The organism is Romboutsia lituseburensis DSM 797 (genome assembly GCF_900103615.1).
GTDB classification, from domain to species: domain Bacteria; phylum Bacillota; class Clostridia; order Peptostreptococcales; family Peptostreptococcaceae; genus Romboutsia_F; species Romboutsia_F lituseburensis.
Map to the genome: position 1 here is coordinate 295,833 of NZ_FNGW01000004.1, position 25,784 is coordinate 321,616.

Genomic DNA, 25,784 nt, shown 5'->3' on the forward strand with positions numbered 1-25,784 from the left:
AGGAGTAAAATGAAAAAGCAAGATATTTTAACTCCGATAGGATTAATATTAGTATTCGGAGTAGTTTTATATGGTATTTCACAAGGAAAAACAGGCATTAGACCATTTGTTGATCCGGCCTCATTAGCAATAACAATAGGTGGATCTTTTGCTGCAGTACTTATAACATTTTCACTTGATGATATAAAACAAGTACCAAAAGCAGTAAAAATAAGCATAACATCTAATAATGTATATAAGATGGACTTAGTAGATCAATTTAAGGAAATATCAAGAATAGTAAGAAAAGATGGCGTTTTAGCAATAGAGCAAGATGTTTCAGAGATGGAAGACCCATTTTTAAAAAAAGGTTTAGAATTAGTTATAGATGGAATAGAACCAGAAAATGTAAAGGAAATATTAGAGACGGAGTTAGCATCAAAAGAATCTATGTATGAACAAGGATCTAAGTTCTTTAAAATATGGGGCTCTTATGCCCCAGCATTTGGTATGATAGGGACTTTAATAGGATTAATACAGATGCTTGTAGACATGGGATCTCCTGATGATATAGCATCAGGTATGTCAGTTGCCCTTATAACTACATTTTATGGAGCATTATTTGCAAATGGGATATTTAATCCAATAGGATATAACATACAAGGTAAAGGTGAAAAAGAAGTAGAAGCTTTAGAAATGATGATATCAGGAATTATGAGTATTCAAAATGGTGATAGTACAAGAACAATAGAAGAAAAATTAGTAACTTTCTTAAATGCAAAAGAAAGAAAAGCGTATTATACAAGAGATGGAAATGAGGATAGTGTAAATGCCGCGTAGGAAGAAAAAAGGTGATGATGTAAATACTAATGGTTGGATGGACACCTATGCTGACACTATAACACTACTTCTTACATTTTTCATATTATTGTATTCCATATCTGCTGTAGATAGTGAAAAATTAAAACAACTAAATCATGCCCTAAAGTCATCATTAAAAGGAACTACTGAAGTAAGTGAAGTTAAAGATATAAAGGATTTAGAAGTTAAAACAAAAGACCCTAAATCTGGAAATACAGAATATGAAGATTTAGCAAAAAAATTAAATAATACAATAGAAAAAAATGGATTGACTAAGGTTATCAAGCTAAGAAAAGAAGATAGAGGAATTGTTCTTCAGCTTGATGAGACAATACTTTTCGAACCAGGGAAAGCAGATTTAAAAGAAAATAATAAAGAAGTACTCGAAACAATAACTACTATAATAAATGAACATGACAATGATGTACTTATAGAAGGTCATACAGATAATGTGCCTATGAATAATAAAGAATTTGCATCTAACTGGGAATTATCAGCAGCAAGAGCTCTTAGTGCTGTAACATATTTTGTTCATGATAAACAGATTGATCCTATGAGATTTTCTGTTAAAGGATACGGAGAGTATAAACCTTTAGTACCTAATGATACACCAGAAAATAGAGCTATAAATAGAAGAATTGATATATTAATGGTGGAACAAAAAGTTAAAGGTGATAAAGGCAATAAAGATACACAAGCGAATCAAAAACAAAGTAATCAAACAAAGATTGAAAGATAGTAAAAGTAGGAGATGCCATGGATAATGTATTGCAATATATAATAAACTTAATAGTATTTGTGCCTATTATTATTGTTTTGATAGTGGCTTCAATTAAATTAAGTAAGGCAAATTTTTCTAATATAGGAAATAATAAATACACAAAAGTTCTAGAAAGAACTAATTTAAGTAAAGATACTGATGTGTTTGTTTTAAAAATAGGTGATGAAGGCTGTGTTTTAGTATCATCACCTTCAAAGGTAGAAAAAATTAAAGAATTAAGCAAAGAAGAGATTGAGAATATACAGGATTTAAAACAAGAATCTAAAGTAGATATAGCTAATTTAAATTTAAGCAAATCTAGATTAAAAAAATCTAACACAAATACCATTAATACAGATAACTTAAATTTAAATGAGTTTAAATTAAATAAATTAAATTTAAAGGGGAAGAGATATGGAAGACTTCGCTAAATTTATGGCAAATAATCAACAAGAATTTACTCCTTTAATAAAGTTATTTATAGTTTTAACGTTTTTAATGTTGTTACCTACTGTTATTTTTATGATGACAAGTTTTGTAAGAATAATTATTACGTTTTCGTTTATAAAGTCAGCCTTGGGTGCTCAACAATCTATTCCAAATCAAATATTGATAGGAGTAGCTATAGCACTAACAATTTTTATAATGGCGCCGACCGTAAATGATATTAATAATAATGCGATAAAGCCTTATATAGAAGAAGAAATTGGATTTGAACAGATGATAGAAAAAGCTCAAGTACCTGTTAGGAAATTTTTATTAAATCAAACTAGAGATGAAGATATAAAGCTATTTGCAGAAAGCTCAAGGCTAGATAAAGATGAATTAACTAGAGAAAATATACCACTTTATGTATTAGCACCAGCATTTGCTATAAGTGAACTTAAGACAGCTTTCCAAATAGGATTTTTAATATATCTACCATTTTTATTAATAGACATAGTAGTATCAAGTACTTTAATGTCCATGGGTATGTTTATGCTTCCTCCAGCTATGATTTCTTTACCATTTAAATTATTACTATTTATAATGGTTGATGGATGGAATCTATTAATTAAATCTTTACTTTTAAGCTTTACGTAGCAAGGAGATAAAATTATGACTGAAAATATGGTAATGAGCATAGTAAAAGAAGCATTATATACAAGTTTATTAGTAGGAGGACCAATACTTATTTTATCTTTAGTAGTTGGATTACTGGTAAGTATATTTCAAGCAACAACTCAAATACAAGAGCAGACATTAACATTTGTTCCAAAACTAATAGTAATAGCTATAACTTTAGTTGTAGGTGGAAACTGGATGTTACAAGAAATTGTAAAATTTACAAATAAAATTATGACTATGATAGCTTTTATAAAGGGGTAATGTAAGTGATAGTACTTGTATTTATTAGATTAATAACATTTTTCGCTTCTATAAATGTTATATTCCCAAATGGGACTCCAAAAATGTTTAAAGTATGCTTTACTTTGTTTATGTCTTTAATAATATCATACGGTATAGATATAGACATAAATATTGCTACAGTACCAGATTTAATTAATTGCGCAGCAATGGAAACTATCACTGGATTAGTTTTGGGATATATAACCAGCATATGTTTTACTAGCTTGCAAATAGCAGGTAGTTTAATAGATCAGCAATTAGGATTAGCTATGGCAAATATATATGATCCTAATACTAAAGAACAATCTACTTTAATGAAAAATGTTATGTACTGGATGGGAATAATAATATTTTTTAATATGAATGGCCATCACATGCTGATTAAAGGCATACAACATAGCTTTGAATTAGTTGGAATAGGAGAGTCTATCCTTACAAATAACTTTAGCTATGTAATAAATGTATTTATACAATACTTTGTAATAGGATTTAAAATAGCAGTTCCTATAATGTTATCTCTTATTATTACTGACTTAATAATGGGACTTATTTCAAGAAGTGTACCTCAATTAAATGTAATGATTGTAGGAATGCCATTAAAACTTTTAGTAGGAATTGTATTTTTTATAATAGCATTGCCGTTTATGATAACAGAAATGCATAACTTATTTAACAAAATACCATCAATTTTAGATGGAACATTACTTAGCATGAACAATGACATGCTGACCACCACATTAGGGCCTGTAGGTATAATATTATCTGCAGGAGGTGACAAGACAGAAGAACCTACTGCTAAGAAGAAAAAAGATGCAAGAAAGCAAGGTAATGTTGCACAAAGTAAGGAAGTAACAACGGCAATAACTCTTATAGCAATATTATTTATCGTTTATACGATGTCTGATTTTATAATAGTAGAATTAAAAAACTTCATTGTAAATATGTTTAGTTTAGATTTAGGAACGAATATAAATTATAATACGCTAAATGTTTTAATTATGAAGACTATGACCTCTTTTATGATAATATTTTTACCTATGGGATTAATTATAATGATATTTGGAGTTATAGGAAACTTAATACAAACAGGGTTAATGTTTAGTGGAGAAGGATTAAAACCTAAGTTATCAAAATTAAATCCGATAAATGGATTTAAAAATATGTTTTCTATGAAAGCAATAGGCAACTTAGTTAAAAGTATTGCTATTATATCAGTACTTTTATATATAGGTTATTCGTTTATGAATAAAAATTTTGAAGGAATTATGAAAAGTGGGGATATTTATCTCCCATACCTTATGGAAACTGTAATAGATTTAATAAAAAGTTTATTATCGAGTATAGTATTGGCTGTAGTAGTTATATCAGTTTTTGACTATGCATACCAAAAATATACACACAAAAAAGAGTTAAAAATGACTAAACAAGAGGTCAAAGAAGAGTTTAAACAAATGGAGGGTGACCCTCATATTAAAGGGAAAATAAAACAAAAGCAAAGACAGATGGCTACTCAAAGGATGATGCAAGCAGTACCTTCAGCAACAGTAATTGTAACTAACCCAACTCATATATCTATAGCGATTAAATATGAGCAAGGAAAAGATGCAACACCAGTCGTAGTTGCTAAAGGGGCGGATTTAGTTGCTTTTAAAATAAGAGAGATAGCTAAAGAACATGATATACCAATTATAGAAAATAAACCGCTAGCAAGGCTTATATACAAAGAGGTTGAGATAGATCAAGAAATACCGGAGCAAATGTATCAAGCAGTAGCTGAAGTATTAGTGGCTGTTTATAAAATTAAAAATAAATACAAATAGTTATAAAAAGAGGTTATAGATGGAAAAGTTAAGTTTCAAGAAAAGATTTGATATATTCGTTGGGTTTGGTATCTTAGGAATCGTATTAATGATTATAATACCACTTCCACCATTTTTACTAGATGTTATGTTAGCAATAAATATAGCATTTTCAGTATTAATATTATTACTTACTCTTTTTTCAACTAATATACTACAACTATCAATATTTCCTACTATATTGCTTGTTACAACCTTATTTAGACTAGGTCTAAATATATCATCAACAAGACTTATACTAGGTCAAGGATATGCGGGTAACGTAATAGAATCCTTTGGTAGTTTCGTTGTTGGTGGAAATTACGTGGTCGGGGTAATAATATTCTTAATTATAATAATTGTTCAGTTTGTAGTTATAACAAACGGTTCAAGTAGAGTATCTGAAGTATCAGCTAGATTTACATTAGATGCTATGCCAGGTAAACAAATGAGTATAGATGCTGATTTAAATGCTGGTATGATGGATGAGAAAACAGCAAGAAAGAAAAGAAGAGAATTACAACAAGAAGCAGACTTTTACGGAGCGATGGATGGTGCATCTAAATTCGTAAAAGGGGATGCTATAGCAGGTATAATAGTTACAACTATAAATGTACTTGGAGGTATAGTAATAGGTGTAGTAATGCTAGATATGAGTTTTTCTGAATCAGTTCAAACTTATATAAGACTTACAATAGGGGATGGACTAGTAAGTCAGATACCAGCCTTATTAATATCTACTTCAGCAGGTATATTAGTAACTAGAGCTGATAGTGACGAAAACTTTGGTAGTTTATTAGGAAAACAGTTAATATCTGTGCCAACTGCAATAGCAATGACAGGTGTAGTTTTAATTGTTTTAGGACTTTTACCAGGTCTTCCTAAATTATCATTTTTCACTTTAGGGATAGCAGCAATAGCGATATCATTCTTATTAAATAAAGAAGAGAAAGAAAAAGCCCTTGAAGAAATAGAAAGTGCTCAATATCAAGAAGAGGATGTTGAACCTAGTATAGATACTGCTGAGGACGTCTCATCTCTTATAAATGTTGAACCTATAGAAGTTGAAATTGGATATGGATTAATACCTCTTGCAGATGAATCTAATGGTGGAGATTTACTTCAAAGAATTGTATCTGTAAGAAGACAGTGTGCAATTGATATGGGTATTTTAGTTCAACCGATAAGAATTAGAGATAATTTACAATTAAATCCTAATCAGTATAGTATAAAAATAAAAGGTAATGTGGTCGCTATATATGACCTTATGCCTACTATGTTATTATGCATGAATCCTATGGGAATGAGTATAGACATAGAAGGTATACAAACTAAAGAACCTACTTTCGGACTTGATGCTTTATGGATAAATAAAGATAAAGCTGAAGAAGCTGAATTATATGGACTAACAGTAGTAGATCCTACAACTATATTAGTAACACACTTATTAGAAATAATTAAATCAAAGTCTCATGAACTTATAGGTAGACAAGAAGTTAAAGCTATAATTGATGCAACTAAAGAAAGATATAGTGCAGTAGTAGAAGAACTAATACCAGATTTAATGACTTTAGGTGAAGTTCAAAAAGTATTCCAAAATCTTTTAAGAGAAAAAATTGCTATAAAAGATAGAGTTACAATACTTGAAACACTAGCTGATCATTCAAGAAATACTAAAGATATAGAACTTTTAACTGAGTATGTAAGAATGGCCATGAGCAGAAGTATTTGTTCTGAGCTAGTTGATGAAAGTAATTCAATAACAGTAGCAACTTTATCTATGGAAGTTGAAAATCTAATAGGTAACAATCTACAAAAATCTGTCAATGGAACATATCCTGCAGTAGATCCAGATACAACTAATAAAATATTTACAAATATACAAAGTATGACTGAAAATATAAACTTTAACAATAATAGGCCGATATTATTAGTATCTCCAAAAATAAGGGCACCATTCAGAAAATTAGTTGAGATGGTATTCCCTCATGTAACGATACTGTCACTTAATGAAGTACCAAGTGATATTCAAATAAAAGCTCAAGGTGTAATCAATATATAACAAGGGGGTTGAAGATATTGACGGTATATGAACAAGAAGAACTTATAATGAGCAATATGCCTCTTGTTAAGCATATTGCATCTAAATACCACACTAATAAGATAGGTATGGAGTATGAGGATTTGGTAAGCTATGGTGTAATGGGTCTTATAGATGCAAGCAATAAATTTGATGAAAATAGAGGTGTTAAATTCTCTACATATGCATCTATAAGAATTTCATCTTATATAATAGATGAAATAAGAAAGCATTCACCTGTTTCTAGAACTTATGTAAGTAGAATAAAAGAATATAATAAATCTGTTGAAAGTCTACAAAATAAGTTTTTTAGAGAACCTAGCTTAGATGAAGTATCAAAGCATATGGGAATATCGAAAAAAGAAGTAAATGATATAAAATCGAAATTGCTAAATTTAAACAATGCATCTTTAGATAATGTGATTTTTGATGATGAAAATGAAGTGAAGCTTATAGATACAATTAAAGAAAGTGAAGCTCTTTCTCCAAGTACTATAATAGAAAATGAAGAACTTCAAGAGATTATGGCAAAAGCTATAGAGACATTAAAAGAAAAAGATAGGCTAGTATTATCACTTTATTACTATGAGGAACTTACATTAAAAGAAATAGGTGCAGTGCTTGGCGTTTCAGAATCAAGGGTGTCTCAATTAAATAGCAGAGCAATTGCTAACCTAAGATTAGCAATGAAGAAGTTAAAATACATAGATTAAGGGAGGATAGGTTATGTTAAGAGGTTTATATTCGTCTGTATCTTCAATGTTAACATTACAAGCTAGACAAGGTGTTATAACAAATAACTTGGCAAATGTAAATACATCAGGTTATAAGCAAGAAACTCTAACATCAAAAAGTTTTGATGAAGTTATGTTATACAATAAGGATAAATATATAAATGGAGTTGGGCATCAACAATATTTAGGAGATTTAAGTTTTGGTGTAAGAATAGATGAAACTGTAACAAGTCATCAACAAGGCGTACATAAAGAAACTGGCAATAATACAGATTTTGCATTAGAAGGCAAGGGATTTTTCCAAGTTATGGATGGAAATAATAATCCTTTTTACACTAGAGATGGATCATTCAAGGTAAATACTCAAGGTTATTTAGTTACAAATGCAGGACATTATGTCACAGGTATAAATAATGCAACAGGAGCTACAGAGCCTATATATGTTGGAACTGATAAAGTTACTGTTACACCAGATAATAAAATAAATATCAATGGTGTAGATAAGTATACTTTTAATGTAGTTGATTTTGAAAACTATGATAAGCTTATAAAAAGAGGAGATAACTTATACTCTGGAGAAGCTGGATTTAAATCTAATAATTATAGAGTAAAACAAGGATATCTAGAAACATCTAATGTTGATTATATAAATGAAACAGCATTACTAATGGAAACTGTTAAGGAGTTTGAAGCTAATCAAAAAGTTATACAAACTATAGACTCGACTCTTAGCAAAATAGCAAATGAAATAGGCACAGTAAGATAAGGGGAGAAAAAATAATGTATAATATAATGCATACTAGCAAAACTGGGATGAGTGCTAATCAAAATAAAATAGATATAATATCTAATAATATAGTAAACTCTCAAACAACAGGCTATAAAAAATTAGACATAGAATTTTTAGATTTATATACAGAAACCTTAGATAGACCATCATATCCAAATAACTCTAAAGACTCTGTAATGGGAACTGGAGTAAAAACATCTCAAGCTACTAGAAATTTTATGCAAGGATCATTAAAAAATACAGGCATAGATACTAATTTAGCTATTGATGGAGAAGGATTTTTTAAAGTAATGACACCAGATGGTACTCAGAAATATACTAGAAATGGTGAATTTGTTTTAGATGGAAATGGACGTTTAGTGGATGACTATGGTAATATCCTAGAGGTTAAATATGATAATGGAATGCCTCCTCAAGGTGCAGATCTATCTAATGGTGAATTAAGTATTAATAAAGCAGGAGAAGTATTTTTAGATAAACAAAAAGTAGGTAAAATAGATTTATATATGCCACAAGGAGATAATGACTTAATACCTGTAGGAGATAGCTTATTTGTTTTAAAAGAACAAGCAGGAACTTATATAGTACAAGACAAAAAGCTTTTACAAGGTCATGTTGAAATGTCTAATGTAAATATGCAAAGCGAGATGACAGATTTAATAATGACACAAAGAGCCTTTCAATTTAACAGTAGAGGTATTAAGGCTGTAGATGAAATGTGGAGTATGATAAACAATCTTCAAGGTCGATAAAATTAAGAAAGGAGATAGTGCATTAAAATAAACCTAAGGTGAGTATTTTAAGTACAAAAAAATATGAATAAAGATGTAAAAATATATGACTTTAAAAAACCTCAGAGGTACTCAAGTGATAATATGAGATTTTTATCTGTAGTATCAGAAGAGTTTTGTAAAAATATAAATCTATTTTTAGCTTATGAGCTAAAAAAGCACCAAATCTATTGTAAAGTAGAAAAGATAGAGCAAACAAACTATGATGAATTTATGAAATTAATAAATACAGAGTCTGTAATAGTAGAGCACGCTATACAGCCTTTAGTACAAGATCTTATATTCCAAATAGATAAGCCGATTGCACTTACTCTTATAGACTTAATGTTAGGTGGAGATGGAGTATTTGATAATTATAAAAGAGAACTTACAGAAATAGATAAACAATTAATATTCCAAACAAGCTCTCAGTTTTTATCTAGAATGTATGTTGTTGAAAGTTGTACTCACAGAGATGTTTTAAGGGTACATACAAATGCAGGTGCTAGTAAAAAGTATCCAATAAGTGAATCAGTTCTAATAGCACATATGAAGATGATGTATGGTGATAAAGAAATTGGAAAAATGAGATTTTGTGAGCCATACAGCTGTATGGAACCAATACTTGAGTATTTAGAAACTAAAAAATTATTTAGAAGTAAAAATTTAGAGTATGATTTTGAATTTACTAATACAATTTATAATAATGTATGCGGAGCAAAAACTGATTTACTTGCAAGGCTTGGAAAAACTAGTATAAGTGTTGAGGAATTACTTAACCTAAAAGTAGGAGATGCTATAAAGCTAGATAGCAAAGTTAATGGTGATATAGAACTAGATGTAGCAGGGGCTAGAGTGTTTACATGTAAGCCTGGACTTATAAAGAAAAGAAATGGTGTTATAGTTACAGATAGCATAAAGAAAGGAGTATAGACAATGAGTGAAAAATTTGATAGAGTATTAGATATTGAACTTAATGTAAGTGTTGTACTTGGTAGGACTCAGATGACTTTAAAAGATATATTTGATTTAGGTAAAGGTTCATTAATAGAATTAGATACATTTGAAAATCAAGAAGTTGAAATATATGTAAATGGTAGAAAAATCGGCTATGGAGAAGTAGTTATAGTAGATCAAAATTTCGGAGTAAGAATAACAAGTATATTAGGTGAGGAAGAACTAGTTAAAACTATAAGCTAAGCCTATATAGCAAAGGATGGATAGTAAATGGCGAAAGTATTAAAGAGTAAATACAACAGTACGGGAGAACGATGTGTAGATGCTTGCTTAAATTACGGAGAGCTAAGATATATAAATGAAGATGGATCACCTATTAGTGTTGAAATACCTTGTGATAAATACGATGAAGCGATAAGTGACTTTGAGGATAGAATTAAAGAGGGTTTGACACAAACGGATATCGATCCAAAGGAAGTCTTAAAAAGAGGTAGTGTAACTTATAATCAAGCTAAAACTATAGCTTGTGATGGAAGATTAAGAGGTTTGAATTTTTATGATATAGATGGGAGCATAGAGTGCGACCATATACTAGGGATATCAGGAAGTATGGAATATGCGCTTGCTATGTGGAATGGTGACAATAGAGAAGATGCATTAATAAAATCTATAGTTAGAGCAATAAAAGTATATGGAGAAGAGTTTATAAATGGATTATCTTTAGATAATACAGTGGATGAATCTTCTTATTTAAGATTTGCTAAACGCTTAAAAGAAGTAGATAATATGATAAATGTAGAATTATATCAAGTTAGAAATTATGAAATAGATAATGAACTTTATGTAGAAGATTTAGATTCAAAGCAAAAGCTAATAAGAAATATTGATCTACCATTAGGGTTTATAGGGGCATTTATAGGATTTATAGTAGTTCAAGCTGTTACTAATTTTGGGAAATTGATAGATGATACTGAAATTTATTTAATTATAAACTTAGTCACAATGATTATTTTTGCACTTATAGTAATGAAATTCACTAAAGTTGTTAGTTCAAAATATATAAAAAATAGTAATTTTTCAATAATGGAAATGTTTAATGAAGAATTAGAAAAAGTAATATATGAAAATTTACTTACTGAAAAAGAAGTAAAAATAATATTGAAAAATATAACTAAAGGTGAAGTATCTAAGTTACTTATGGATATGAAAGGTAGTGTAAATAAAAAAGTATCTAGTAATACTATAGTTACAAAAGAAACTAAATTTATAATGGATGCTAGAAGAATTGTTATATTACCTAGTGAATATGAAGTTAAACAAATGTTAGCAAAACTTGTAAGTACATATCAAGACAAGTTATCAACTGATTATAATGTTAAAAACATATAAAATAAAGGTGTAAAAAGATTATATAATTTATAATCTTTATACACCTTTATTTTTTAATAATGAACGAAGTCGTTGGCGCTATGAGTGAACTGAATCTTTTATTACAGCTCTCATCATAAAAAAAACAGGGGGAGTTGAAATTAAAGGTGAAATTATTGGTGCTAAAACTTTACTTACATCAAATACATTAACCAGTAAAATTATAATCCCCATATTTAAAATATACTCTATTATATAAACTAATGCAGATAATGAAAATTTTTTAGGACAGTATTTTTTTTCTTTAAATGTAAATTTAGAATTAAGAAAGTATGATGCGCACACACTAAAAATACTTACTAATGTATAAGCTAAAATGTAATATATTTTTAAATGCAAAAATAAATATAAATAAATTAGCTGAGAAATAAAAAAGTTACTTATGCCTATTACATTAAATTTAATATATTCAATTATTTTATTCTTTAAAGACTTAAACTTAAAAGTCATGTTATTATCTCCTTTGATGATTAAAAAGTCCTAATATTAGTATTATAACAAATCCGATATATTATGAAATAAAAAAATTGTATTTATTAGTAAAATATAATATAATTTAATTAACATAAATAATATTTTTTCAGCTTTGCTGAGGGAGTAGTTTGCACGGATAGTGTGATTAGATCAACATAATGACTTCATAGTCTGGTCTAATCTTAAAAAACGAGACTCATGCATGCTTATTTTAGCATGCATAAGTCTCGTTTTTTGTTTTAAACTATTTTATAAGAACGGTAAGTGTTTATGTAATTATATTAGTAGAATTTAGGAGGAAATTATGAGTTTAATAGCAATTTTATTTACAGCACTGGCTCTTTCTATGGATGCATTTGCAGTATCTGTTACAAAAGGTATGACAATTAAGAATTTAAGTAAAAAATTAGGGATAAAAATAGCATTAGCTTTTGGGCTATTTCAAGGTGGAATGCCACTTATAGGATGGATGTTAGGTATAAGTTTTGAAAAATACATAAAATCTGTTGACCATTGGATTGCACTGATATTACTTAGTTTTTTAGGATATAAAATGATTAGCGAATATATAAAATCTAACAAAGAAGAAAAAGAAATGAAAAATAATAAAGCTCAGTGTGAATTTAGTGCAGATATTTGTGAAGAGAAGTTATCAAATAAAGAACTTATTATGTTATCTATTGCAACTAGTATAGATGCATTAGCAGTAGGAATAAGTTTTGCATTTTTAAGTGTAGATATAGTATTCGCTTCTTTGAGTATAGCTGTAGTTACATTTTTAATGTGCTTGATAGGTGTTTTTGTAGGCAATAAGATAGGTGATGTATTTAAAGGAAAAGCAGAATTAATAGGTGGAATTATTCTTATTCTTATAGGTATAAATATATTCAATGAACATACACAATTTATAACTAATATATTTAAATAAAAATACTTGAGGTTCTCTGCGATTAAAAGAGGATCTCAAGTATTTTTTTATTTAATAATAAACTATTAAGCGTAAACAGAAAAATATTTTGAAAATTAAACTAATCATAAATGAATATAAATAAGTTGAATTTAAAGAAATAAATCTTCAAAAATAAAATAATAATATTCATAAAATATAAAAATAAATTAAATTTTAAATTAAATTTTTGGATTATTAAATTAAATTTATTTTTTTATAGTTAAATATAAAAAAATTGAATTTTAAAATATAAAGCATATTAAAAATTGTCCGTATATAAACAATGCAGCTAATATTTACATTAATTTTGTATAAAATTGTAAAAAAATAATTTTAACTTAAAATAAAATTATTGCTTTGTAAAATATTAAAATGCAATATTATGTTAAAAAATGTCGTAAAATGAACTAAATAGGTTTATAAAAATGGCTAGAATTTATTAAATTTAAATACGGGGAGGTAGTTACATGAAAAATTTAAAGATAGGAAGAAAGTTAGGATTGTCTTTTATTGTCTTACTAATGCTTTCAGCATTTGGAAACTTTTATGCTTTATCAAATTTAAAACAAGCAGGTCATTTAAGTCAAGAGTTATATGAAGGCCCATATGTACTAACAACAGAAACAATGGGAATTCGTAGAGATTTAGTTTCTATAGGTAGAAATCTTGGAAATTCAATATTTAGAGAAGACTATCAAGGTTTTTACTCAACATTACAAAGTGATTTTGATAGTATAAATAAAAGAATTGATATTATATCTAAAAACTTTGAAGGTGATCAAAATCTAATTAAAGAATTTGAAAATTCTATGCAAAGCTTAAGAGGTCAATGTGATAATGTTTATAATCTTATAGCAAAAGGAGATCGTAAAACAGCACAAGAAATAACTGAAAAAGGTGGCCAATATTGGGCTGCATATGATAAAGCCGTTCAAGATTCAGTTGCTTTATATGAAGATGCAGAAAAAACTGGAGTTCAATTCAATGATGGTGTTAAGAAAACTGTATCTACATCTAGCTTAATAGCTACTGCAGTAAGTTTAACTACTATAGGTTTAGGTGCTGTAATATGCATATTTGTTACAAAAAGTTTAAAAGCTCCTATTGAAGAATTAGAATTAGCGGCAAATAAAATGGCAGATGGAGATTTTGATATAGATATTGATTATGAGTCTAAAGATGAGTTAGGTGTTCTTTCAGATAGTATACGTAAAGTAAGTAATAAAACAAAAGAAGTTATAGAGGATACAGTTCGTGTATTAGAAGAAGTTGCATCAGGAAACTTTGATATTGAAACAGAAGCAGAGTATATAGGTGTATTCAAAAACATTGAAAATTCTGTAGAAAAAATAACTGTTGATTTAAGTGAGACAATGTCACAGATAAATGTAGCATCAGAAGAAGTAGGAGCGGCATCAGATCAAGTAGCAAGTGGATCGCAAATGCTATCTCAAGGAGCAACAGAACAAGCAAGTTCAATACAAGAGTTATCAGCTACTATAACAGAAATATCAGAAAAAATTAAAGATACAGCAGGGAATGCTCAGCAAGCTAATGTTTTAACATTAAGCGCAGGTAGAGATGTAGAAGATGGAAATGAACAAATGAAACAAATGATAAAAGCTATGGAAGAAATATCATTTACATCAAATGAAATAGGAAGAATAATAAAAACAATAGACGATATAGCATTCCAAACAAATATATTAGCACTTAATGCAGCAGTAGAAGCAGCAAGAGCAGGAAATGCAGGTAAAGGATTTGCAGTAGTAGCAGATGAAGTAAGAAATCTAGCCGCAAAATCAGCAGAAGCAGCTAAGAATACATCTACACTTATAGAAAACTCTATAAAAGCTGTTGATAATGGAACTAGTATAGTAGATCATACTGCAGAATCTTTACAAAAAATAATAAATACAACAAATCAAACAATTCAAATAGTTGATGATATAGCTAAAGCATCTGAAGAACAAGCAAGTGCTATAGCACAAGTTACATTAGGGGTAGAACAAATATCTGCAGTAGTACAAACTAACTCAGCAACATCTGAAGAAAGTGCAGCAGCAAGTGAAGAACTAAGTGGACAAGCTCAAATGTTAAAATCGCTTATAGAAAACTTCAAATTAAAAGATTATAAAAATGGTAATCAGTCTATAACTTTTGAATCGGATTCAAATGATTATTTCGCTAAAAATTAAATATAAAAAGGTATAGAGCACTAAAAGTAGGTTTAAATCCTTTTTACATAAAAAAATAATTCCCAAGTTCGAAAGAGCTTGGGAGTTTATATAGTAACCATATAAAAAAAATTAACGATATATGAAAATATGTTATAGAAAATATAAAGTTATTACATGTTTATCCGTATAAAAAAAATAATAAAATGTTTAACTATAAAACAATTATTAAACAACTAATTATATAAAATTAGAGAATTAAAATAGTTTGAAAGACTATAAAACATATTATAGTAAAAGTAGTTTTAATATTTATATTATAAAATTTAAGCGAAAATAAAAGGAATTCTAATAAATCTATAAACTTTAGAAGTGATGTATAATATTACGTTGCTATAAGCGAGTTTGAATAAAATAATAAAAGTTATTGTAATGTATAGATTTAAAGAATGGAAGCTTTTATGCTTCCATTTTTAGAAATTAAATATAAAGTAAAATATATTGTTATAAATTGTAAAGGAGATAAAACATGAGTGGAATGGACCCAATGGTTGAGTTTTATGTGCATGAAAATATGCAATTATTAGAACAACTAGAAGAAATTTTACTTGGTGGTCAATCAGATGATGGTGGATTAGAAAGTGAACAGATAGAAGAAATTTTCCGTGTAATGCATACAATAAAAGGTGCATCAGCTATGATGGGGTACGATAGTTTAATGCATATTACTCATAGTATAGAAGATGTCTTTGATGAAATTCGTAAAGGCTTAGAACTTTCTTATGATAAATGGGAAGAAGTTATAGATGTTACTTTAGCGATTGTAGATTTCTTAAAGGAAGAAATAAATAATGTTCAAGATGGTTTATTCCCTGAAGCTAGTATAGATGAACTTCATGAAAGAGTTATACAAATACTAAAAGAAGAAGAACCTGAAGAGCCAGTTTTAGAAATAAATTTTCCTGAAGAATCTAAAGAAGAAAATATTGTTAAATTGGAAAAAGTAGATGGACAAACTCAGTACCATGCAAAAGTTCTATTTGAAAATGGATGTGGTATGGAATCTATTAGAGCACTTGGCTTAGTTGTGTCTATAGAGGGGTTATGCTCAAAATTAAAAACTATTCCGGAAGATTTAAATACTGATTGTGATCAAGAAATAGTAGATAATGGTTTTGATCTATATATAAGTACAGAAAAAGAAAGATCAGAAATAGAAAAGTGTATTGAAGAAACTATGTTCTTGCAAAGCTATGATCTTGTAGAGATTAAGGATGAAGAACAATCTAAAGTTAATATTAAGGCAGAACAAAAAGTTGAAGAGTTAGTGATGGAAGGTGCTTTAGCAGAAGCTGCAATTACTAGTGAAGATGTACATGAACAAGCTACAGAGAAAGTCGAAGATGTAAAAGAAAATAGAGAAGTTACAAATGATGAAATAGATAAAATAAATGAAGCTTTAAAGAAAGAAAAAGTAAATGAGATAGTAGAAGAAGCTAAACCTACAGAGCCTGCTAAAAAGGAAGCTAAACCTCAAAATAACCAATCACATTCTAATAAAAACAGTTATTTAACTGTTAATATAAATAAAGTTGATATGTTAATGAACTTAGTTGGAGAAATTGTTACAACAGAGTCTATGGTAGAAAAACAATCTCAGTTAGAAAACTTTGACAGAGATATGTTTGAAAAACAAGCTAGAAGATTACATCAATTAACAACAGAGCTACAAGACGTTGTAATGTCTATACGTATGGTACCTATTTCTTCAACATTTACAAAAATGCAAAGAGTTGTAAGAGATATGTGCAAAAAAACAGGTAAGCATGTTGATTTAGTATTAGTTGGGGAACAAACAGAAGTAGATAAAACTATACTAGAAAATATATCAGATCCACTAATGCATATGATAAGAAACAGTATGGACCATGGTATAGAAATGCCAGAAGATCGTATAGCAAAGTCTAAGCCAGAAAAAGGAACTATTACATTAGAAGCTAAAAATACTGGCGGAGATGTAGTAATAGTAATAAAAGATGATGGTAAAGGATTAAACAAAGAAGTATTAGCTAAAAAAGCTATAGAAAAAGGAATAACAAATAAGAGTTTAGATGAAATAAGTGATAAAGAAGCATACAATTTCATATTAGCTCCAGGTTTTTCTACAAAAGAAGCTGTAACAGAGTTCTCTGGACGTGGGGTAGGTATGGACGTTGTTCATACAAATATACGTAAGTTAAGAGGTTCTATAAATATAGATAGTGAAGAAGGCAAAGGTACGATGATAATAATCCGTATACCTTTAACACTTGCTATAGTAGATGGTATGAAAGTTCAAATAGGTGATGAGATATATATAATACCATCACTTAATATAAAAGAAGTATTTAGACAAGGATCATATGAAATAGTTCAAAATCCAAATGGAGAAGAACATAGTATCATAAGAGGAAATTGTTATGAAATAAGAAGATTATCAAACATACTAGGCATAGAAAGTGAAAACTCTGACGAGGGTATTATGATTTTAGTTGAGTCTGAAATGGGTAATGTATGTATAATAGTAGACCGTATAATAGGTCAACAGCATGTGGTAATAAAACCAATACCTACACTGTTAACGCAGTTTGAAAATGTTCAATCTCATATGTCGGGTTGTTCAATACTAGAAGATGGTTCTATTAGTTTAATATTTGATGTAAATGCCATTATAAGTAGATAAATATAAAAAATAAAATTAAAGAGAAAGAGGATGAATATGGATACTATAAGTGTATTTTGTGAACTTAGTAATATAGGATCGGGGAACGCATCGACTTCATTAGCAAAGATGGTAAATGAGGTAATTGATATAGGGGTTCCAAAAAGTGAAATAAACAAACTTTCAGATATTGTTGCAACTCATGGAGCTTCAAATGAACCTGTTTTAGCAACAGTTCTTCAGCTTTCAGAAGATATGGAAGGTATTGTAATGATTGTTATAAAGGCTGATAGTGCATATAAATTATTGTCGAAACTTTTAAGAAGAAATGTATCAAGAACAGTAAATAATCTTGCAACTATAAATGAAGAATTAAGTTCTGTTAGAGATGTATGTAATACATTATGTGGAGCATACTTAAGTGCAATATCAGAAATGACAAACTTAAATATAGTGACATCACCACCATACTTTAGTGTAGATAATATAACAACTGCAATGAATTTACCAGCATCTTTATATGGACCTGGTACAGATTCAATATCATGTATAGAAACAGAATTCTTTACATTAGATAAAGAAGTTGAAGGAAAGTTTTACTTTATACCTAAAATAGATTCATGTCAAAAGCTACTAGCAGCATTAGGACTTGCTTAATAAGTCTATTGACAAGATAAGCTGGAGGGGATACTATGAGTGAAACTACTGAAGTTTTAGAAATTGATAATACTGAAGATAACAAAGTTGATGATTTGTACATGGTATTTATAATAGATAATAAAAAATATGCATTATCATCTAAGTATGTTATAGAAATTATTGAAATGCTACCTATAACTAAGGTTCCATTTATACCTGATTACATAAAAGGAATAATAAACTTAAGAAGTACTATTATTCCTGTCATGGATACTAGAATGAGATTTAAAATGGAAGAAATTGAATACAATGAAAGAACTTGTATAGTTATTATTGAGAATAATGACAATAAAATAGGACTTATTGTAGATGCAGTAAATGAAGTTATAAATATTTCAGATAGTCAAATTATGAAAACTACATCTAACAGAAAAGAATATGATCAAAACTTTATAAAAGGTGTAAGTGAAATAAATAAAGAAGTTCAATTTATACTTGACTGTGAGGAATTAATATCTATTGAAGGTGGAATAAATAAAGAAATTGTTATGTAAACTTGAATTAATAAAATATATTTAGAATTTATTTAGAAATGGAGAACGTAAAATGAAAAAAGTATTAATAGTTGATGATGCAGCATTTATGCGTATGTCAATAAAAAATATGATTTCAAAGCATGGATTTGAAATAGTTGGAGAAGCTGAAAATGGAGTAGTAGCAATAGAAAAATACAAAGAGTTACAACCAGATATAGTAACAATGGATATAACAATGCCAGAAATGGATGGATTAGAAGCTTTAAGAGAGATAAAGAAAGTAAATCCAGCTGCAGCAGTAGTAATGATATCTGCATTAGGTCAAGAAGCGAGAATGAAAGAAGCTATTATTTATGGAGCAAAAGGATTTATTGTAAAGCCATTTAAAGAAGAAATGCTAATATCAGCATTATCTAAATTATAAAATAATATTTTAAGTAAATTACTTATTTATTAGCATATAAATTATAGCGCTAAAATAGTGATTAAAGTAAAATGTTTTTTACTTTAAATTTAAGCTGTGAGATTAAATTATATTTAATTTCACAGCTTTTAATTTGGCAAAAATTAATTAAATTTAATTTTTTACTAAAATTTTAATAAAAAAATATAAAAAAAAATTAAAAATAACCGAATAATTTAAATAGAATTATTTAAATATTGAAATGATTTTAAGTTTAAAAAATTTAAAGGTATAAGAATATTAGGAGGATATGAATGAAAAATTTGAAAATAGGTAAAAAGTTAGCACTATCATTTGCAATAATTTTGATAGTATCAGCGTTGGGAAGTATATTTACTTTTGGAAGTTTGAACAAAGCAGGTAAACTTAATGAAGAATTATATAAAGGGCCATATGATGGAACAACACAAACTATGGGTATACGTAGAGATTTAGTTTCTATAGGAAGAAATTTAACAAATGCAATATTTAGACCAAATTATGCAGAATATAACAACACAATTTTAAATGATTTTGCTAGCATAGAAGAAAGGATGCAAAAGATAATAGACTCAGGTATAGAAGATACAAGTACTATTGATGAATTTAAAAATGATATGAGTTCTTTGAGAAGTCAGTATGAAAAGGTTTACTCGTTGGTGGAACAAGGAAAACCAGATGAAGCGGCTCAAATAACAGTTAAAGGAAGTGAATGGTGGGCAGTATATGATAAATGTGCACAAGATTCAATATCAATGTATGATGAGATAGAAGCTAAAGGAACTAATTTTTATAATAGCATTCAAGGTACTTTAAATAAGTCTAAAATTACTACAGGTATAGTGAACATATTAAATATATTATTAGGTATTGTAATATGCTTATATGTAACAAAAAACTTAAAAAAGCCAATAGAGGAACTAGAAGTAGTAGCAAATAAAATGGCAGAAGGTGATTTTGATATAGAAGTCCAATATGAGTCAGAAGATGAATTAGGTACATTAGCAAATAGCATGCGTAAAGTATGTTATAAAACAAAAGAAGTAATAGACGACACAGCATGTGTATTAGGTGAAGTATCTACTGGAAACTTTAATATATCAACGAATGTAGAATATATAGGAGTATTTAAAGAGATAGAAGATTCTATTTTAAAAATAACTACAGATTTAAGTCAGACGATGTCACAAATAAATACTGCGGCAGAAGAAGTAGGAGCTGCATCAGATCAAGTAGCAAGTGGATCACAAATGTTATCACAAGGGGCAACAGAACAAGCAAGTTCGATACAAGAATTATCAGCTACAATAAATGAGATATCACAAAAAGTTAAAAATACTGCAAGTAATGCTTTACAAGCCAATGAACTGACAGTAAGTGCAGGACATGAAGTAGAAGAAGGAAATGAACAAATGAAACAAATGGTAAAAGCTATGGAAGAGATATCATTTACATCAAATGAAATAGGAAGAATAATAAAAACAATAGATGATATAGCATTCCAAACAAATATATTAGCATTAAATGCAGCAGTAGAAGCAGCCAGAGCAGGAAGTGCAGGTAAAGGATTTGCGGTAGTAGCAGATGAAGTAAGAAATCTAGCAGCAAAGTCTGCAGAAGCAGCAAAAGATACATCAGCACTTATTGAAAATTCTATTAATGCAGTAGAAAATGGAACTAGTATAGTGGATCATACAGCATTATCTTTACAAAAGATAATAGAAACTACAAACCAAACTATAGTTATTGTTGATGAAATAGCTAAAGCATCAGAAGAACAAGCTAGCGCAATTGCCCAAGTAACATTAGGGGTAGATCAAATATCAGCAGTTGTTCAAACAAATTCAGCAACATCAGAAGAAAGTGCAGCAGCAAGTGAAGAGTTAAGTGGACAAGCTCAAATGCTTAGATCACTTATAGGAAACTTTAGGCTAAAAAATGATAATAAAGTAGAAGAATATATTAATTTTTAGATAAAAATAAATTTGAATAATATAAATTAAAAACTGTTTCTTTTAGAAACAGTTTTTTTGTTTAAGTAATTTAAGATATATTAAAAAAGGGAGATAATTAATGTATGTAGTTAATAAAAAATTTAAGTAAGTTATAAAAATTTAAATTTTAAAATATAAAAAAGCTAAAGGTAAATATAAATTTTCCGTATATAGAATACATGGTACAAAATATTAAAACATATAAAAAAACGATTGCCTAGAAATGATAACTTTTTTAATTAATAACCTAAAATAGCTTATAAAATTGGAAGCTGGAAGCTTCCGTTTTTAAACATGAATTTTAATTAGATTTATTAATATCAAAAAAACAATTAAAATTTAGGAGGTGTACGATTAAAGTTTAAATAAGAGAAAGTAGTTACAAAATCAAAGGAATAAATTTGAGGGGAGAGTTTATATGAAAAATTTAAAAATAGGAAAAAAATTAACGATATCATTTGCTATTTTAATAATAATGGCAGCATGTGCAAGTGTTTATGCAATTTTTAACTTAAAAGATGTAAAAAATGCAAATCAAAATTTATTTGAAGGTCCTTTTTTATCTACAACTGAAGCTATGGGAGTTCGTAGAGATTTAGTATCTATAGTAAGACATGTAAATGACGGATTTATTTCACAAGATCATACAAAAGCAAGAACATCAATAATTCAAGAGTTTGATAGTATAAATAAGAGAATGGAAATTCTTTATAAGGCTTTACCACCTGAAGATAGAAATATGATAGACGAACTTAAAGGTACAATGGATCAATTAAGACAAGAATATGATAAAATGTATGCAATAACACAAAGTGCAGGATTTACAGGTAAAGAATCTGAAGTTGATGCAAAAACTTTTGTAGGATTAATAAATAAATGTACACAAGAAGCTATGGATCTTAATACACATGCAGAAAAAACTGCCAATGAGTATTATAATGAAGTACAAAAAACTATAGTAACTATTATAATTACATTCTCAATTATAAGTATATTAAGTATATTAATAGGTATATTTGTATCTATGTACATGACTAGAAGTTTAAAAAATCCAATTGAAGAATTAGAAATGGCTGCTGATAAAATGGCAGAAGGTGATTTTGACATAGCAATTGATTATGAATCAAAAGATGAACTAGGATCTTTATCAGATAGTATGAGAAAGATGAGTAACAGAACAAAAGAAATTATAGATGATGCTGTTCGTGTGTTAGAAGAATTTGCAATAGGAAATCTTGACGTTAGACCTAATGTTGAGTACATTGGGGTATTTGAAAGAATAGAAAATTCAATAATTAGAATTAGCAAAGATATGAGTGAAACAATGGCACAAATAAATGTAGCTGCAGAAGAAGTGGGTGCAGCATCAGATCAAGTAGCAAGCGGATCACAAATGTTATCACAAGGAGCAACAGAACAAGCAAGTTCAATACAAGAATTATCAGCAACTATAATGGATATATCTGATAAAATCAAAAATACTGCTAATAATGCAGGCGAAGCTAACAAATTAACATTAATGGCAGGTAAAGAAGTAGAAGAAGGAAATACTCAAATGAAGCAGATGGTAAATGCTATGGAGGAAATTTCATTTACTTCAAATGAGATAGGAAGAATAATAAAAACAATAGATGATATAGCATTCCAAACAAATATATTAGCACTTAATGCAGCAGTAGAAGCAGCAAGAGCAGGAAATGCAGGTAAAGGATTTGCAGTAGTTGCAGACGAAGTAAGAAATCTAGCGGCGAAATCAGCAGAAGCAGCAAAAAATACTGCTACACTTATAGAAAATTCTATAACTGCAGTAGATAATGGAACTGAAATTGTGAATCATACAGCTCAGTCTCTGAAGAAGATAATAGAAACAACTAATCAAACTAAAGTATTAGTAGATGAAATAGCAAGTGCATCGGAAGAGCAAGCAACAGCAATAGCAGAGGTAACATTAGGAGTAGAACAAATTTCTTCAGTGGTACAAACAAATTCAGCAACATCAGAAGAAAGTGCAGCAGCAAGTGAAGAATTAAGTGGACAAGCTCAAATGTTAAAATCACTTATTGAAAAATTTAAATTAAATTCTGAATACAGGGACTCTAAAAACCTTGAATTTACAAAGGAAAGTTATTATTCAACAAATGAATAAGATTAGTATATAAAAAAGTAGAAGCTTTAAAGCTTCTACTTTTTTACGTATAAGGAAATTATGATTAAATTATAACTGTTGATAAATAGCTATAATTTAGACATATAAATAAATGAATTAAAGTATACAAAAAACTTAACATAAAATAAACAAATAAATATTTTTATAAAACTAAAGTCCAAAAAAAATCATCCGTATATAGGAAAATAACAGATATTTTAATGGGATTAAAAATTTGGAGAATACTTAAAGTGGATATATTATGTAATAGCTAAAATATTTCATGAATTGACAAATAATTCATGAAAATGTGGTTAAAATTTTAACTATATCATAATATAAAAAACATTAATGAGGGGGGCTCACAATATGAAAAATATGAAAATTGGAAAAAAATTGGGTGTATGTTTTTTTGTATTATTACTTGTAACAGTAATTGCAAGTGGCAATGCACTATATAACTTAAAAAAGGCTGGCTCATTAAGCCATGAATTATTTAAAGGACCGTACCAATTGACTAATCAATCTATGGGAATACGTAGAGACTTGGCATCTATGGATCAAAATCTTGCGTATGCACTTCTTGCAGAAGACCCGACAGAGGCGAGTTATGAAAGTACAATCGTAGATAATTTTAAAAGTATAGATGAAAGAGTAAAGATAATTCGTCAAGATCCGTCTGCAGATCAACAATTAGTAAATGAGCTTGAAAGTTCTGTAGTACAGCTAAGACAAGAATATGAAAAAGCAAATGCGTTTATAAAAGCAGGTGACTTTAAATCAGCTAAAGATTTAGTAATAAATGAAGGGCTTGCTTACTACCAAACATATGATAAATGTGTGAAAAATGCAATGACTTTATATGAAAATGCAGAAAATAAAGGTGTGGAATTTGATGGAGGTGTCAAATCTACAGTTGCAAAATCATGGATTGCTTCTTTAGCTATGAGTATATTTAGTATAGCTTTAGGCGTAGGAATATGTATATTCATAACAAGAAGTCTAAAGAAACCTATTGAAGAAATAGAAATCGCTGCAAATAAAATGGCAGAAGGTGATTTTGATATAGAAATTGATTATGAATCAAAAGATGAATTAGGAAACTTATCAAATAGTATGCGTCAAATGAGTGATAAAATTAATGAAGTTATACATGATACAGTAGATGTTTTAGGTGAAGTAGCATCTGGAAACTTTGATGTAGAAACTAGCGTTGAGTATATAGGTGTATTTAAAAGTATTGAAAAATCAGTGAATAGAATAACAAATGATCTAAGTGGAACAATGTCTCAAATAAATGTAGCTGCAGAAGAAGTGGGAGCTGCATCAGATCAAGTAGCAAGTGGATCACAAATGTTATCACAAGGAGCAACAGAACAAGCAAGTTCAATACAAGAATTATCTGCAACAATAATGGATATATCTGAAAAGATTAAAAATACTGCTAAAAATGCAGGAGAAGCTAATAGATTAACATTAAGTGCAGGGCATGAAGTAGAAGAAGGAAATGCTCAAATGAAGCAAATGATAAATGCAATGGAAGAAATATCATTTACATCAAATGAAATAGGAAGAATAATAAAAACAATAGATGATATAGCGTTCCAAACAAATATATTAGCACTTAATGCAGCAGTAGAAGCAGCAAGAGCAGGAAGCGCTGGTAAAGGATTTGCAGTAGTTGCAGACGAAGTAAGAAATCTAGCAGCAAAATCAGCAGAAGCAGCTAAAAACACATCTACACTTATAGAGAACTCTATAAAGGCAGTAGAAAATGGAACTAATATAGTAGATCATACGGCTGAATCTTTACAAAAAATAATAGATACAACAAATCAAACAATTACAATTGTTGATGAAATAGCTAGAGAATCTGAAGAACAAGCTGGTGCTATATCTCAAGTAACATTAGGAGTAGAACAAATATCAGCAGTAGTACAAACAAACTCAGCAACATCAGAAGAAAGTGCAGCAGCAAGTGAAGAATTAAGTGGACAAGCTCAAATGTTAAAATCACTTATAGAAAACTTCAAATTAAAAGATGATAGAAATAATTGTAAATCTATAAACTTTGAGTCAGATTCAAGTGGATATTTTTCTACAAATGAAATGTAAATAGTTTATAAAATTAATTTTAAAA

The 25,784-nt window shown here is 28.6% G+C and carries 23 protein-coding genes; 22 read left to right on the plus strand and 1 reads right to left on the minus strand.

The genetic code is table 11. The features are described 5' to 3' along the window. Positions 1–9: 9 nt before the first annotated feature. The 13 genes from BLP75_RS09730 (at position 10) to BLP75_RS09790 (ending at position 11,547) form a co-directional block, all read left to right on the plus strand. Complete coding sequence (locus BLP75_RS09730; RefSeq protein ID WP_092725662.1) at positions 10–819, plus strand: motility protein A; 810 nt, start codon at positions 10–12, stop codon at positions 817–819. After that, a complete protein-coding gene (locus tag BLP75_RS09735) occupies positions 809–1,579 on the plus strand; it encodes an OmpA/MotB family protein (RefSeq protein WP_092725663.1) in 771 nt (256 codons plus the stop codon). The genes BLP75_RS09730 and BLP75_RS09735 overlap by 11 nt, the downstream gene beginning before the upstream one ends. Positions 1,580–1,596: 17 nt before the next feature. Then, positions 1,597–2,031, plus strand: a complete 435-nt coding sequence (locus BLP75_RS09740) for a flagellar biosynthetic protein FliO (protein WP_092725665.1) — start codon at positions 1,597–1,599, stop codon at positions 2,029–2,031. Beyond that, positions 2,015–2,683: a flagellar type III secretion system pore protein FliP gene (gene fliP, locus BLP75_RS09745; RefSeq protein WP_092725667.1), complete on the plus strand. Its 669-nt coding sequence runs from the start codon at positions 2,015–2,017 to the stop codon at positions 2,681–2,683. Before BLP75_RS09740 ends, fliP begins: the two co-directional genes overlap by 17 nt. Positions 2,684–2,698: 15 nt before the next feature. Next, positions 2,699–2,968 carry a flagellar biosynthesis protein FliQ gene (fliQ, locus tag BLP75_RS09750; RefSeq protein ID WP_092725669.1) on the plus strand — a complete coding sequence of 90 codons (270 nt, stop codon included), beginning with the start codon at positions 2,699–2,701 and terminating at the stop codon, positions 2,966–2,968. 5 nt (positions 2,969–2,973) lie between these two features. Further along, entirely contained in the window at positions 2,974–4,809 is a 1,836-nt protein-coding gene (locus BLP75_RS09755; RefSeq protein WP_242872416.1) for a fused FliR family export protein/FlhB family type III secretion system protein, read from the plus strand. A gap of 19 nt (positions 4,810–4,828) precedes the next feature. After that, positions 4,829–6,889 (plus strand): flagellar biosynthesis protein FlhA, encoded by a 2,061-nt coding sequence (flhA, locus tag BLP75_RS09760; RefSeq protein ID WP_092725671.1) that lies wholly within the window; start codon positions 4,829–4,831, stop codon positions 6,887–6,889. 17 nt (positions 6,890–6,906) lie between these two features. Further along, complete coding sequence (locus BLP75_RS09765; RefSeq protein ID WP_092725672.1) at positions 6,907–7,620, plus strand: sigma-70 family RNA polymerase sigma factor; 714 nt, start codon at positions 6,907–6,909, stop codon at positions 7,618–7,620. Positions 7,621–7,633: 13 nt separating this feature from the next. Then, on the plus strand, positions 7,634–8,407 hold the full coding sequence (locus BLP75_RS09770; protein WP_092725673.1) for a flagellar hook-basal body complex protein: 774 nt from the start codon (positions 7,634–7,636) through the stop codon (positions 8,405–8,407). Between the two features lie 14 nt (positions 8,408–8,421). Continuing rightward, on the plus strand, positions 8,422–9,183 hold the full coding sequence (locus tag BLP75_RS09775) for a flagellar hook-basal body complex protein (protein WP_092725675.1): 762 nt from the start codon (positions 8,422–8,424) through the stop codon (positions 9,181–9,183). Positions 9,184–9,246: 63 nt separating this feature from the next. Continuing rightward, on the plus strand, positions 9,247–10,134 hold the full coding sequence (locus BLP75_RS09780; protein WP_092725677.1) for a flagellar motor switch protein FliM: 888 nt from the start codon (positions 9,247–9,249) through the stop codon (positions 10,132–10,134). Between the two features lie 3 nt (positions 10,135–10,137). Further along, positions 10,138–10,401, plus strand: coding sequence for a flagellar motor switch protein FliN (fliN, locus tag BLP75_RS09785; RefSeq protein WP_092725679.1), 264 nt, complete (start codon positions 10,138–10,140; stop codon positions 10,399–10,401). A gap of 27 nt (positions 10,402–10,428) precedes the next feature. Continuing rightward, positions 10,429–11,547, plus strand: a complete 1,119-nt coding sequence (locus BLP75_RS09790; RefSeq protein ID WP_092725680.1) for a hypothetical protein — start codon at positions 10,429–10,431, stop codon at positions 11,545–11,547. Positions 11,548–11,625: 78 nt separating this feature from the next. Here the strand turns inward: BLP75_RS09790 and BLP75_RS09795 are convergent, their stop codons facing one another. After that, on the minus strand, positions 11,626–12,036 hold the full coding sequence (locus tag BLP75_RS09795) for a GtrA family protein (protein WP_092725682.1): 411 nt from the start codon (positions 12,034–12,036) through the stop codon (positions 11,626–11,628). A gap of 328 nt (positions 12,037–12,364) precedes the next feature. Here BLP75_RS09795 and BLP75_RS09800 point away from each other — a divergent pair, with 328 nt between their 5' ends. From BLP75_RS09800 to BLP75_RS09840, 9 genes are all read left to right on the plus strand, one after another. Further along, positions 12,365–12,988 (plus strand): manganese efflux pump MntP, encoded by a 624-nt coding sequence (locus tag BLP75_RS09800; RefSeq protein WP_092725683.1) that lies wholly within the window; start codon positions 12,365–12,367, stop codon positions 12,986–12,988. 488 nt (positions 12,989–13,476) lie between these two features. Beyond that, on the plus strand, positions 13,477–15,207 hold the full coding sequence (locus BLP75_RS09805) for a methyl-accepting chemotaxis protein (RefSeq protein ID WP_092725685.1): 1,731 nt from the start codon (positions 13,477–13,479) through the stop codon (positions 15,205–15,207). A 508-nt stretch (positions 15,208–15,715) separates the two neighbouring features. Continuing rightward, entirely contained in the window at positions 15,716–17,908 is a 2,193-nt protein-coding gene (locus BLP75_RS09810; RefSeq protein WP_092725687.1) for a chemotaxis protein CheA, read from the plus strand. Between the two features lie 36 nt (positions 17,909–17,944). Beyond that, complete coding sequence (locus BLP75_RS09815) at positions 17,945–18,544, plus strand: chemotaxis protein CheC (protein WP_170139060.1); 600 nt, start codon at positions 17,945–17,947, stop codon at positions 18,542–18,544. 35 nt (positions 18,545–18,579) lie between these two features. Continuing rightward, positions 18,580–19,080, plus strand: coding sequence for a chemotaxis protein CheW (locus BLP75_RS09820; RefSeq protein ID WP_092725690.1), 501 nt, complete (start codon positions 18,580–18,582; stop codon positions 19,078–19,080). A gap of 52 nt (positions 19,081–19,132) precedes the next feature. Beyond that, entirely contained in the window at positions 19,133–19,486 is a 354-nt protein-coding gene (locus tag BLP75_RS09825) for a response regulator (RefSeq protein WP_092725691.1), read from the plus strand. 293 nt (positions 19,487–19,779) lie between these two features. Next, positions 19,780–21,477: a methyl-accepting chemotaxis protein gene (locus BLP75_RS09830; RefSeq protein ID WP_092725693.1), complete on the plus strand. Its 1,698-nt coding sequence runs from the start codon at positions 19,780–19,782 to the stop codon at positions 21,475–21,477. A gap of 439 nt (positions 21,478–21,916) precedes the next feature. Then, the gene (locus BLP75_RS09835) at positions 21,917–23,644 is read left to right on the plus strand and encodes a methyl-accepting chemotaxis protein (RefSeq protein WP_092725695.1); all 1,728 of its coding nucleotides are present in this window, start codon (positions 21,917–21,919) and stop codon (positions 23,642–23,644) included. Positions 23,645–24,013: 369 nt separating this feature from the next. Next, positions 24,014–25,759 carry a methyl-accepting chemotaxis protein gene (locus BLP75_RS09840; protein WP_242872417.1) on the plus strand — a complete coding sequence of 582 codons (1,746 nt, stop codon included), beginning with the start codon at positions 24,014–24,016 and terminating at the stop codon, positions 25,757–25,759. Positions 25,760–25,784: the final 25 nt, after the last annotated feature.